General features: G+C 72.0%; 13 protein-coding genes. 4 read left to right on the top strand and 9 right to left on the bottom strand.

From position 1 onward, the window contains the following. Both tilS and FDZ70_02250 read right to left on the bottom strand, forming a co-directional pair. A partial coding sequence (gene tilS / locus FDZ70_02255) for a tRNA lysidine(34) synthetase TilS (GenBank protein ID TLM80091.1) occupies positions 1–919 on the bottom strand: 919 nt, incomplete at its 3' end. Positions 920–1,111: 192 nt separating this feature from the next. Continuing rightward, positions 1,112–2,041, bottom strand: a complete 930-nt coding sequence (locus FDZ70_02250) for a hypothetical protein (GenBank protein TLM80090.1) — start codon at positions 2,039–2,041, stop codon at positions 1,112–1,114. Between the two features lie 86 nt (positions 2,042–2,127). Here FDZ70_02250 and FDZ70_02245 point away from each other — a divergent pair, with 86 nt between their 5' ends. After that, positions 2,128–3,087 (top strand): glycosyltransferase family 2 protein, encoded by a 960-nt coding sequence (locus tag FDZ70_02245; GenBank protein TLM80089.1) that lies wholly within the window; start codon positions 2,128–2,130, stop codon positions 3,085–3,087. Further along, positions 3,084–4,358 carry a UDP-glucose/GDP-mannose dehydrogenase family protein gene (locus tag FDZ70_02240; GenBank protein TLM80088.1) on the top strand — a complete coding sequence of 425 codons (1,275 nt, stop codon included), beginning with the start codon at positions 3,084–3,086 and terminating at the stop codon, positions 4,356–4,358. Before FDZ70_02245 ends, FDZ70_02240 begins: the two co-directional genes overlap by 4 nt. Positions 4,359–4,367: 9 nt before the next feature. Here the strand turns inward: FDZ70_02240 and FDZ70_02235 are convergent, their stop codons facing one another. From FDZ70_02235 to FDZ70_02225, 3 genes are all read right to left on the bottom strand, one after another. Then, a complete protein-coding gene (locus FDZ70_02235) occupies positions 4,368–4,772 on the bottom strand; it encodes a HEPN domain-containing protein (GenBank protein TLM80087.1) in 405 nt (134 codons plus the stop codon). Next, a complete protein-coding gene (locus tag FDZ70_02230) occupies positions 4,762–5,085 on the bottom strand; it encodes a nucleotidyltransferase domain-containing protein (GenBank protein ID TLM80092.1) in 324 nt (107 codons plus the stop codon). Before FDZ70_02230 ends, FDZ70_02235 begins: the two co-directional genes overlap by 11 nt. A 292-nt stretch (positions 5,086–5,377) precedes the next feature. Further along, on the bottom strand, positions 5,378–5,701 hold the full coding sequence (locus FDZ70_02225) for a hypothetical protein (protein TLM80086.1): 324 nt from the start codon (positions 5,699–5,701) through the stop codon (positions 5,378–5,380). A gap of 47 nt (positions 5,702–5,748) precedes the next feature. On the opposite strand from FDZ70_02225, the gene typA reads away from it, so the two are divergent. Both typA and FDZ70_02215 read left to right on the top strand, forming a co-directional pair. After that, positions 5,749–7,560, top strand: coding sequence for a translational GTPase TypA (gene typA / locus FDZ70_02220; protein TLM80085.1), 1,812 nt, complete (start codon positions 5,749–5,751; stop codon positions 7,558–7,560). A gap of 163 nt (positions 7,561–7,723) precedes the next feature. Continuing rightward, positions 7,724–9,028: a hypothetical protein gene (locus tag FDZ70_02215; protein ID TLM80084.1), complete on the top strand. Its 1,305-nt coding sequence runs from the start codon at positions 7,724–7,726 to the stop codon at positions 9,026–9,028. Here FDZ70_02215 and FDZ70_02210 read toward each other — a convergent pair. The 4 genes from FDZ70_02210 to FDZ70_02195 all read right to left on the bottom strand — a co-directional run bounded on the left by FDZ70_02210 (position 9,025) and on the right by FDZ70_02195 (position 11,467). Then, positions 9,025–9,423, bottom strand: a complete 399-nt coding sequence (locus FDZ70_02210) for an aspartate 1-decarboxylase (protein TLM80083.1) — start codon at positions 9,421–9,423, stop codon at positions 9,025–9,027. The genes FDZ70_02215 and FDZ70_02210 overlap by 4 nt on opposite strands. A 111-nt stretch (positions 9,424–9,534) precedes the next feature. Continuing rightward, the gene (locus tag FDZ70_02205) at positions 9,535–9,951 is read right to left on the bottom strand and encodes an Rrf2 family transcriptional regulator (GenBank protein ID TLM80082.1); all 417 of its coding nucleotides are present in this window, start codon (positions 9,949–9,951) and stop codon (positions 9,535–9,537) included. After that, a complete protein-coding gene (gene cysK, locus FDZ70_02200; protein ID TLM80081.1) occupies positions 9,951–10,907 on the bottom strand; it encodes a cysteine synthase A in 957 nt (318 codons plus the stop codon). Before cysK ends, FDZ70_02205 begins: the two co-directional genes overlap by 1 nt. A 131-nt stretch (positions 10,908–11,038) precedes the next feature. Next, positions 11,039–11,467 (bottom strand): non-heme iron oxygenase ferredoxin subunit, encoded by a 429-nt coding sequence (locus tag FDZ70_02195; GenBank protein TLM80080.1) that lies wholly within the window; start codon positions 11,465–11,467, stop codon positions 11,039–11,041. Positions 11,468–11,481: the final 14 nt, after the last annotated feature.

The following is an 11,481-nucleotide window of genomic DNA, read 5'->3' as shown; positions in this document are numbered from 1 at the left end:
CCTCTCGCACCGCGCGGCGGGCCATCGGGCGCGAGAGCGTGCCCATGAGCGCACGGTCGAACGCGAGCGAGCCGTCCGCGGCCGGCTGCGCGAAGTCGCGCGCGAACGCCTCGGCCATCTCGGCGAGCAGGGCGTCCTCGTCGGCGAGGATGCGAAGCGAGCGGCCGAGCGTCTCGTGCAGCGCCGGCTGGACCGCCGCGAGCGCCGGCACGACCTCGTGCCGCACGCGCGCGCGCAACCGGGAGGTGTCGGCGTTGGTGGCGTCCTCGCGCCAATCCTGGCCGACCTGCTCCAGGTAGGCGATGACGTCGTCGCGCCGCGCTCCGATGAGCGGTCGGATGATGCGGCCGCGCGCCGGCGGCACGCCGGCGAGCCCGCCCGCGCCCGCGCCCGAGAGCGCGCGCATGAGGAACGTCTCCACGCTGTCCGACAGCGTGTGCGCGGTCGCGATCCGACCGAGGCGCGGCGGCACGCCGGCACGGTCGCACAACGCGTCGAGCTCCTCGTCGGCGAACCGGTAGCGGACACGGCGGCCGGCGTCCTCGAGGTTCAGGCCGTGCTCCTCGGCGTACGCGGCCACGTCGAAGCGCACCACGCGGCACTCCACGCCGAGCGCCTCGCACAGCGCGCGCACCCACTCGGCATCGGCTGGCGACTCGTCGCGCAAGACATGGTCGACGTGCAGGACCGCGAGAGGGCGCTCGCCGAGCTCACCAGCCGCGAGCAGACGCAGCAGCGCGGTCGAGTCGGCGCCGCCCGACACCATCGCGAGCACGGATGCGGCGTCGGGGAGCATCCGATGCTCGGCGACGGCGGCGCGGGCGATGTCAGGAAGGGTGGTCATGTGCTCTTGCGGCGCTGGGCCCGGACCTCGAGGTAAAGGTCGTGGATCTCGTTCTCCGTCGCATCGGGGTAGCATCGGCGCAACGCCGCGCGAGTACGCTCGTTCCGCCGCTCAGTCAGCTCGAACGCTATGAGGAGACGCTCCTCGGGCGTCATGCGGCGAAGCGCCTCCATGTAGACGCGACGGTTCGCTCTCGGCTTCAGATCGGGCCCGACCGACATGCACGCCACCTCCTCGCGGCGAGCATAGCACCAGGCGACGACAGCGCTACTTCAGGTAGCCGCCGCCGGAGAGGTACTCCTCGGCGACCGCGTCCGCTGACTCGCCCCCGTAGGCGACGCGGCGGTTCAGGCCGCGCAGGACCTCGGTGGTCAGACCCGCGAAGGCGGCGTCGAAGGCGTCAGCGAGCTGCGGGTGCGCGGCGAGGACTTCATCCTTCACGACGAGGACCGGAGCGCCGGTCTCAGCGAACGAGCGCGGGTCGTCGAGGATGACGAGCCCGAGGTCGTCTATGGCGGGGTCGGTACCGGACGCGACGGCGAAGGTCACGCGTCCCGCGGCCAGGTCGGCCACCGCAGCGGGTGTCGTCGTGTCCGACCGGGCGTCGATCTGGTCCGGCCCTAGCGCAAGGCCGTACGCCTCCTGGAGCGCCTTGAGACCCGCCGCGACGGATGCGAACCTCTCCGAGCACGCGAGCCGCACGTCGCCGCCACCCTTCGCATACGACGCGAAGTCATCGAGCGAGCGGAGCATGTAGAGGTCCGAGACGTCCTTGCTCGTGCAAATGACCTCGCCCGAGTGCGCTGTGGTCATGGCGACGACCGTGAGCCCCCCGCTGAACGCCGAATGGGCGACGAATGCGGTCACACGCCCGTCGCGCACCGCATTCGCGACGTCCTCGGCCCGCCGGTACGGTTCGACTGCGCTCGCCTCGATCCCCTCCGCCTTCAGCAGCCGCATCACGATCGCGCCGAGCACCTCGCCCTCGACGCCGTCCGGCGCGCCGACCACGATCGGCGCGGTCGCCTCGCTCGAGCCGCCGGTCCCGCCGCCCGCAGGCTTCGCCTTCGGCTTGCACGACGCCCCCGACACCGCGAGCCCCAGCGCCAGCACGACGGCCACCGCCGCGAGCGTCCCTACCGTGCGCCCCATCACGACTCCTCCCGAACGCCGCCCGCCACGCCTCGCGCACAGCATCGCGCAGCGCACCGCGCGCCGCAAACCGCCCGCGCCTTGCTATCCTTGTCTGCCGGGGAGACACCAGCGACCGAGGGGTCCGCCGCGTGAAGCTCGTCATCCAGATACCGTGCTACAACGAGGCCGAGACGCTCGCAGTCGCGCTCGCCGAGCTGCCGCGCGAGGTGCCGGGCTTCGACAGCGTCGAGTGGCTCGTCATCGACGACGGCTCCACAGACGCCACCGTCGAGGTCGCGCGCGCCAACGGCGTCGACCACATCGTGCGGCTCACGCACAACCGCGGGCTCGCGGTCGCGTTCATGGCGGGCCTCGACGGCGCCCTGCGCGCGGGCGCGGACGTCATCGTCAACACGGACGCCGACAACCAGTACTGCGCCGCAGACATCCCCGCCCTCGTCGCGCCCGTGCTCGCCGGCGACGCGGACATCGTGGTGGGCGCGCGCCCGATCTCGGAGATCGCGCACTTCTCGCCGGTCAAGAAGATGCTCCAGAAGCTCGGCAGCTGGGCGGTGCGCGTGGCGAGCGGCACCGACATCCCCGACGCGCCGAGCGGCTTCCGCGCCATGTCGCGCGACGTCGCGATGCGCCTCAACGTGCTCAACGAGTACACCTACACGATCGAGACAATCATCCAGGCCGGCCAGATGGGCATGGCGATCACCTCGGTGCCGATCCGCGTGAACGAGGACCTGCGCCCGTCGCGGCTGGTCAAGTCGATCGGCTCGTACGTCCGCCGCTCGATCGGCACGATCTTCCGCATCTTCATGACCTACCGGCCCGTGCCGTTCTTCGCGTGGCCGGCGGCCATCTTCATGCTCGCGGGCGTGGGCGTGGGCGCCCGCTTCCTCTACTACTACTTCACGACCGGCGGCCAGGGCCACGTGCAGTCACTCATCCTCGGCACGGGCCTGGTCCTGCTCGCCGCGATGATGCTGCTGGCCGCGCTGCTCGCGGAGCTCACCAGCGCCAACCGCAAGCTCATCGAGGACGTGCAGTGGCGCATCCGCGCGCTCGACATCGACCGCGACCGCGAGCGCCGCTCGTGAGCGAGCGCGTCACCGTCTTCGGCGCCGGGTACGTCGGGCTCATCACCGGCGTGTGCCTCGCGCACTCCGGCCACGACGTCACCGTGCTCGACACCGATGCTGCCAAGGTCGCGCGCCTGTCCGAGGGCACGCCCACCATCCACGAGCCGCAGCTGGCCGAGTACCTCGCCGAGGGGCTGGCCGCCGGCCGCCTGCGCTTCACGATCGCCGACGACGCCGCGATCGAGGCGGTCGACGGCATCGCGTTCGTCGCGGTGGGCACGCCGCCGACCGCGGCCGGCGCCGCCGACCTGTCCGCCGTGCGCGCCGTCGTGGACGCGCTGGCCGAGGACGCCTCGGCCGAGACGCTCGTCGTGATGAAGAGCACGGTGCCGCCGGGCACGGGCGAGCGCTTCGCCGAGCAGCTCGCCGCGCGCGGGATCGCGTACACCTCGAACCCGGAGTTCCTGCGCGAGGGCTCGGCGGTGGCGGACTGGTACGACACCGACCGCATCGTCATCGGCGGCGAGGACGCGGCGTGCGCCCGGCTGGCGGCGCTCTACGGCGACGTCGAGGCACCGGTGGTCGCCTGCGACATCGCGTCGGCCGAGCTCATCAAGTACGCGAGCAACGCGTTCCTCGCCACCAAGATCTCGTTCATCAACGAGATCGCCACGCTGTGCGACCTCGTGGGCGCCGACGTCGACCTCGTCGCCCGCGGCGTCGGGATGGACAGGAGGATCGGCACCGCGTTCCTCAAGCCCGGCATCGGCTGGGGCGGCTCGTGCTTCCCGAAGGACACGCGCGCGCTCGACTTCCTCGCCACGCTGCACGGCTACGACTTCCACCTGCTGCGCGCCGTCATCGACGTGAACTCGCGTCAGCGCCTGCTGCCGGTGCGCGCGCTCGTGGACCACTGGGAGTCGATCGAGGGGCGCACCGTGGCGGTGCTCGGGCTGACCTTCAAGCCCGACACCGACGACGTGCGCGAGGCGCCCGCCTCCGAGATCGTCGCGCTGCTGCTGGCCGAGGGCGCGAAGGTGCGCGCGTACAACCCCGTGCCCGTCCCCGTACCCGCGGGCGCGAGCGCGTGCGGCTCGCTGGCCGACTGTGTCGCCGGCGCCGACGCGGTGGTCGTCGCGACCGAGTGGCGCGAGATCGCCGAGGCGGACTGGCATGCGCTCGCGGGAACGATGGTCCCGGGCGGCATCGTGTTCGACGGGCGCAACGCGCTGGACCCGCACGCGGTGCGCGCCGCGGGCGTGACGTACGTGGGCGTCGGACGGCCGTAGCGGCGCGGTCTATCGGCGGCGCGCCAGTCGCTCTCTCACGGCGTCGAACAGGGTCTGCGCGACCTCGAGCGCCTCGACGGCCTCGTCGTGAGGCGGCTCGACGAAGTCGCCCGGGTACCGGTAGCGCCACGCGTAGACCGTCAGCCGGGCCGCTTCTCGCAGCAGCGGTTCGAACCCCGAGTCGCGCTCCGTCAGCTTCGCCGCCAGCTCGCCTATCACGTGGGTCTTGCCGAACGGAACGCCCTGCGCCGTGAGCAGCGCCTTGAGCGCCTTCTCCGCCGACTGCTGACAGTGGAACACGACGTCAGCCAGAAGCGGCGGCTCGGCGCGCAGGTCGTGCTCGGCAGCCGCCAAGTCGGCCGCCGCGCGCTGCATCCAAGCGGCGACGTGGTCGCCCAGGACGTCACGCGACATAGAGCAGCGCCCCCTCGCGCAGAACAGCTGCGGGCAGCGAAGCGGCAACCTGCTCGGCGGCGGCGTCGAAGTAGGCGCGCGAGACGATCAGGACGTCGACCGGGACCTCAAGGCCCCACAGGTGGTCCGAGTACGCGTCGCGCGCGTCCATCCGCTCCGGCCGTGCGTCGTCGGGCATCACGAGCATGATGTCGTAGTCGCTGTCCGGCCCCGCCTCGCCACGCGCAGCCGAGCCGAACAGGTAGACACGCTCAGGGTCGTAGCCGCGAACGAGCCGGTCGACGATGTCACGCAACGCCGGGTCGGCCGACATGATCGCCGCGCCGTCACGCCCTCCTATGGCAGCGACCGGCACGACGTAGTTGCGGCCGATCTTCCGCGCATCAAGCGTGCCCGCGCGGATCCTCTTGAGCACGGCCTGCCTCGTGATGCCGAGCAGGGCCGCAGCCTCGGTCGTGCCCAAGTAGGCGTCGTGTCGCGATGAGTCCCTCATGCGGTGGAGGTTACCCTGTGACAACCGCGGGAGCAAGACCGCGCGCCCCGCCTCATTCCTCGGCGCCGAAACACTCCTCGTAGCTGGGACACGCCCCGCACACCGGGCGCTTTCAACCCTCGAATCCGGGCCAGCCGCACATCCGCTTGTACAAGTACTTCTTCCAGCGCATGTCGCGGTCGTTGCCCGCAGCGATCGCCGGGAAGTGCCGCTCCATGAGCGCGCGGACCTCGGAACGGTCGGTCAGACCCATCGCCGCGTAGAGGTGCCCGTCCTTCAGCGCGGAATCCGCGACCCACGCCGCGACGCAGGGCGCCTCGGCATCGAGCGGCGAGGCCGCCTCCATGAGCAGCCCGTAGATCGCGTCGTACTCGCTGCGATGACCCGCCATGCCGCCGTCCTCCTCGCGAAGCCGCCCGCTCGCTCGCGCGCGCATCCGTGCTACTCTAGCGCGCCCGCCCGCACCCGTGACCGGAGCAACCCGTGCGCCAGCAAGACGTCCGCAACATCGCCATCATCGCCCACGTCGACCACGGCAAGACGACGCTGGTCGACCGCCTGCTGCAGGAGACGCACGTCTTCCGCGACAACCAGCAGGTGGCCGAGCGCGTGCTCGACAGCAACGACCAGGAGCGCGAGCGCGGCATCACCATCCTCGCGAAGAACATCTCGGTGCGGCACCGCGACGTGAAGATCAACGTCATCGACACGCCGGGCCACGCCGACTTCGGCGGCGAGGTCGAGCGGGTGCTCAAGATGGCCGACGGCGCGCTGCTGATCGTGGACGCGTTCGAAGGCCCGATGCCGCAGACACGATTCGTGCTCAAGCACGCGCTCGAGCACGGCTTGAAGCCGCTCGTGGTCGTGAACAAGATCGACCGCCCGGGCGCGCGCCCGCACGAGGTGGTCGACGGCGTGTTCGACCTCATGGTCGACCTGGGCGCCGACGACGAGCAGCTCGACTTCCCCATCGTCTACACGAGCGCGGTCGAGGGCTACGCGCGAAACGAGCCCGACGACGGCAACGGCGACATGCTGCCGCTCCTCGACGCGATCGTGGACCACGTGCCCACGCCCGACGTCGACCCGGACGGGCCGGTCGCGATGCAGGTGTGCACGGTCGACCACTCCGAGTACGTCGGCCGCATCGGTATCGGACGCGTCTTCTCGGGCACGATGCGCGCGGGCGACGCGATCCTCGTCGTCAAGAACGACGGCACGCGCTTCAACGCGACCGTGAAGCAGCTGTTCACGTTCGAGGCGCTCGGCCGCGCCGAGGCGGAAACCTGCCACGCCGGCGACATCTGCGCGGTGGTGGGCGTGGACGACGCGGACATCGGCGACATGTTCACCTGCCGCGTCGATCCGGTCCGCCTCGACCCCATCGCCGTCGAGGAGCCGACGATGTCCGTCGTGTTCGAGGCGTCCACCAGCCCGCTGGTGGGCCGCGAGGGCTCGATCGTCGGCGGCCGGCAGCTCAAGGAGCGCCTCGCGCGCGAGGCCGAGTCCAACATCTCCATGCGCATCGAGGAGACGCCCGACCGCACCGGCGTCGAGGTCTCCGGCCGAGGCGTGCTCCATCTGTCGGTGCTCATGGAGACGATGCGCCGCGAGGGATTCGAGTTCCAGGTCGGCCGGCCGCGCGTCATCACCAAGCGCGACGAGGCGGGCAAGCTCCTCGAGCCGATCGAGCAGGCCGTCGTCGACGTGCCCGCCGAGTACGCCGGCAAGGTCATCGAGATCTTCGGCACCGCCGGCGGCGAGATGACCGACATGGTCCAGCGCGACGAGCATGTCCACCTCGAGTTCCGCATCCCCAGCCGCGGGGTCATGGGCCTGCGCACGCGCATCATGAACGGCACGCGCGGCGAGGCCACGCTCTTCCACCGCTTCGCCGAGTACGGCCCGCACCGCGGCGACATCGGCGGACGCCAGTGCGGCTCGCTCATCGCCATGTCGACCGACAAGGCCGTCGCGTACGCGCTCGACGCGCTCCAGCAGCGCGGCAAGATGTTCGTGAGTCCGGGCGACACCTGCTACGAGGGGATGATCGTCGGCGAGCACGCGAAGTCGGGCGACCTCGTGGTCAACGTCGCAAAGGCCAAGCAGCTCACCAACATGCGCGCCGCCTCGGCGGACAAGGGGATACAGCTCGCGCCCGCGATCACGTTCACACTCGAGGAGGCGCTCGAGTACATCGAGGACGACGAGCTCGTCGAGGTGACCCCCGAGTCCGTGCGCCTGCGCAAGCGGCTGCTCGTCGAGAAGGATCGCAAGCGCGCGCGCAACGGCTGACCTGCGCTCGGTGACGCAGCGCACTGCGCGGTGACCGCACGGTCGGGTACTCTGGTGCCTTGAGGGAGGGACCCATGCACCACGCTCGCAAGCCGCGCGCCGGCACGCGTGCCGCAGCCGACGCGTCTGCACGCCGCGCACGGACACACCGGGGCGCCGGCCGATGATCATCACCGCCGACTGGGTCCTGCCCGTCTCGCATCCGCCGATCCGCGACGGGGCGGTTGCCGTCCGCCGCGGCCGCATCACGGCGGTCGGCGCGGCGGCGGACCTTGCCGCGCGCTTCCCTGACGACGAGGTCACTCGGCTCGACGGCTGCGTGCTCGCCCCTGGGCTCGTCAACGCCCGCACACGCCTCGCGCTGTCGGCGGTCGGAGGGATGTCGCTCGGAGCCGACCCCGCCGTCCGCATCCGGACGGCCGCGGAGCGCCTCGGCGTGCTCGACAACGACGACCTTGCCGACTCGGCGGCGTACGGCGCGACCCGGTGCCTGCTCACCGGCACCACGGTCGTCGGCGACGTCGTGTTCGGCCCGGAGTCGCCGGCCGCGGCGGCCGACGCAGGTCTGGCTGGAGTGTTCTTCTGGGAGGTCTTCGGCATCTCGGAGTCGGAGCTCGTCGACTACCTGGCCGAGCGCGAGTACCCGGCGGACGGCCCGACCGGCCACGGACGCATCCGGTGCGCCGCCGGCGCGCATTCGGCCTACACCGTCGGGCCCGAGGCGCTCCGCGCCGTACGCGCGCTCACGCGCGAGCAGGGCTGCCCGTTCGCGATCCGCGTGGCCGAGTCGAGCGCCGAGTCGCTGCTGTTCGCAGGAGGCGGCGGGCCGCTCGAACCGCTCGCCGCTCAGCACGCGGTCGGCTTCCGCCCGCCGCGCGTCTCCCCGGTGGACTACCTCGACACCCTCGGGGTGCTCGAACGTGCCATCGCGGTCCACTGCACCCGGGCCGACGCCCGCGACGCACGCCGGCTCGCGGCGAGGGCCCAGGGTGTCGTGCTGTGCCCCCGCTCCAACGTCCGCCTCGGGCACGGTGAGCCGCCCGTCGGCGACCTCCTGCACGCGCGGGCGAGGCTCGCGATCGGCACCGGTTCGGGGCTCGACACCCGCGACCTCGACCTGTTCGCCGAGGCGCGCGAGCTCATGCGCATCGCACCCGACCTGTCCGCCGAGCGCGCGCTGCGGATCATGACCTACGAGGGCGCATGGGTCCTCGGCATGGCCGACCTGTTCGGCTCGCTCGAGCCCGACAAGCAGGCGGACCTCATCGCGGTGCGGATCCCGGCGACGGACGACCCACTCGAGACGCTGCTGCGCGAAGGGTGCCGGGAGAACGTGCGCGCCGTGATGTCGGCGGGCGTGTGGCGCGTCATCGACGGCGAGACGGCGTTCGACGCGGCCGGCCTCGCCCAAGCGGCCGAGCGCGTGAGAGCCAAGGTCCCCGGGGCGCTCGGCGGGACGCCCGGCTAGAGCGGCAGGCGCCGCACCTCGGCCTGGCCGCCATGCTCGGCGCGACACTCGACCGGGTGGTTCCGCTCGTCGACGAAGACCACGTGCGGCTCGTGGGCACGCGCCTCGGCGTCGTCCATCTCGGAGAAGTGAGCGACGATCACGCGGTCGCCCACCGAGACCAGACGCGCGGCCGCGCCGTTGACGCACACGACACCGGAGCCCGGCATCCCGGGGATCGCGTAGGTCTCGAAGCGGGCGCCGTTGTCGACGTCCCAGATCGCGACGGCCTCGTTGGGGAGGATGTCGGCGGCGTCCATGAGGGCAGCGTCGATCGTCACCGAGCCCTCGTAGGAGACGTCCGCGCCCGTGATGGTCGCGCGGTGGATCTTGCCGTGGAGCATCTTGCGTCGCATCTTCGGTCAGCACCTTCCCGGTGGCCGCCCGCCCGTGCGTCCCTGCGGGTCGACCCCTCGCGCAGCGTGCCTGCGGGGGACGAGAGTGTAGCAGGCGTGGCGGGCGTGGCGCTACAGGTAGTACATCCCGGCCGCCTCGGCGTCGATGGCATCCTGCCGCTCGGCGAGCCGGGCGATCGTGACCTCGCCGAGGTGCGCGTCCAGCGCGTCGGCGGCGTCCGCCCACATCTCGGCGACGGCCGAGGCGGACGTGTGCGGCACATCGAGGACGTCGCGCTCGACCGCGCGTGCGACGGCCGCGACCGTGAGCGAGTCCGCGGGCGCCGCGAGCGCGCAGCCGCCGCCCGAGCCGCGCCGCCCGCTGACGATGCCTGCGCGCGCGAGCGCGGTGAGCTGCTGCTCGAGGAAGCGCTTCGGCAGGCCGAGACGCGCCGCGACCTCGCCGGCCGAGATGGACTCGCCCGGGTCGAGCCGCGCGAGCTCCACGAGCGCACGAACGGCGTAGTCGAGCCGCTGCGAGACGCGCATCAGCCGACACCCTCCCACAGCGCGGTGGACAGGTAGCGCTCGCCGGTGTCCGGGGCCACCGTGACGATCCTGCGGCCCGCGTACTCGGGCAGCGCAGCGAGCCGCAGCGCCGCGGTGACGTTCGCGCCCGCCGAGATGCCGACGAGCAGGCCCTCCTCGGCGGCGAGCCTCCGCGACGTCGCGATGGCATCCGGTCCAGTCACGCACTCGACCCCGTCGAGCACCTCGAGGTCGAGGGTGTTCGGGATGAAGTTCGCGCCGATGCCCTGGATGAGGTGCGGCGCAGGCGTGAGGTCCTCGCCGGCGAGCCGCTGCCCGATGATCGGGCTCTCGGCCGGCTCGACCGCGATGGCGCGGATCGAGCCGTCGCGCTCCTTGAGGAACCGCCCCGCGCCGCTGATGGTGCCGCCCGTGCCGACCCCGGCGACGAACGCGCCGATCCCGGCGTCCCCGAGCGCCTCCCAGACCTCCGGGCCGGTGGTACGGTAGTGCGCGCGGGGGTTGGCCGGGTTGTCGAACTGGCCGGCGATCCACGCACCGGGCGTCTCGGCCGCGATGGTCTCGGCGCGTTCGACCGCGCCCTTCATGCCGAGCTCCTTCGGCGTGAGCACCAGTTCTGCCCCGTAGGCGGCGGCGAGTCGGCGGCGCTCGAGCGACATGCTCTCCGGCATCGTCAGCACGACCCGGTAGCCGCGCTCGGCCCCGACCATCGCCAGCGCGATGCCGGTGTTGCCGCTGGTGGGCTCCACGATGACCGACTCGCCCGGCGTGATGAGGCCGCGCTCCTCGGCGTCGGCGACCATCGCCGCACCGATGCGGTCCTTGACCGATCCGCCCGGGTTGCGCGGCTCGAGCTTGACGAACACGCGGGCGGGCAGCCCTTGGGCGACGTGACGGAGTTCGATGACGGGGGTGTCGCCGATGGTCTCGGCGACGCCGGGCGCTGGCTGTGACATGGCGGGCCTCCTTGCGCGATGGTGCGAGATGCCGCCATTGTGCGCGCTCCGGCGGCAGACGCAAGGGGTTCTTACGCACTATTCCGATGCGATTATACACTCGCTGCGGGGCTGACCCGCGCCGCCCACCCTCAGACGACGACGAACACCTCGCCGTCACGCACGATCACGGGGTAGGTCTTCACGTCGGCGTCGGGGTGGTCGGTCGTGCCGTCGCGCACGTCGTATCGCCACCCGTGCCACGGGCACATGACCGTGTGGCCGTCCACGAAGCCGTCGGCCAACGGCGCGAAGGCGTGCCGGCAGACGTTCGACAGCGCGTAGTGCTCGCCGTCGACCCGGAACAGCGCGATGTCGCGCTTGCCGATCTTCACGTGGCGGGCCTCGCCGTCGCGAAGCTCGCCGGCGGCCGCGACGCGGACCTCGACGGGGCCTTCCGGCACGCCCGCCTCCATGCCGGGCGCCAAGTCGTCGGGCGCGTCCGTGCGCACGAACAGGCCGCACCAGCACTGGCCGGCGGCCGCGAACTCGCTCTCTTGTACACCTCTGACGCTGCCCACGAAGGGGCGAGACG

It is taken from the genome of Actinomycetota bacterium (assembly GCA_005774595.1).
Taxonomy (GTDB): Bacteria; Actinomycetota; Coriobacteriia; order Anaerosomatales; family D1FN1-002; genus D1FN1-002.
This window is presented reverse-complemented; position numbering and strand designations above follow the sequence as displayed.

What these genes read in the sequence shown, in the direction of transcription:
- FDZ70_02205 (TLM80082.1), bottom strand. Translation starts at nt 9,951, where the DNA reads ATGCGCGTCTCGCAGCGGCTCGACTACGCCGTTCGTGCGCTCGTGGAG.
- FDZ70_02230 (TLM80092.1), bottom strand. Translation starts at nt 5,085, where the DNA reads ATGTCGGCCGACCCGGCGTTGCGTGACATCGTCGACCGGCTCGTTCGC.
- FDZ70_02210 (TLM80083.1), bottom strand. Translation starts at nt 9,423, where the DNA reads ATGCGACGCAAGATGCTCCACGGCAAGATCCACCGCGCGACCATCACG.
- FDZ70_02215 (TLM80084.1), top strand. Translation starts at nt 7,724, where the DNA reads ATGATCATCACCGCCGACTGGGTCCTGCCCGTCTCGCATCCGCCGATC.
- FDZ70_02235 (TLM80087.1), bottom strand. Translation starts at nt 4,772, where the DNA reads ATGTCGCGTGACGTCCTGGGCGACCACGTCGCCGCTTGGATGCAGCGC.
- FDZ70_02225 (TLM80086.1), bottom strand. Translation starts at nt 5,701, where the DNA reads ATGCGCGCGCGAGCGAGCGGGCGGCTTCGCGAGGAGGACGGCGGCATG.
- FDZ70_02250 (TLM80090.1), bottom strand. Translation starts at nt 2,041, where the DNA reads ATGCTGTGCGCGAGGCGTGGCGGGCGGCGTTCGGGAGGAGTCGTGATG.
- cysK (TLM80081.1), bottom strand. Translation starts at nt 10,907, where the DNA reads ATGTCACAGCCAGCGCCCGGCGTCGCCGAGACCATCGGCGACACCCCC.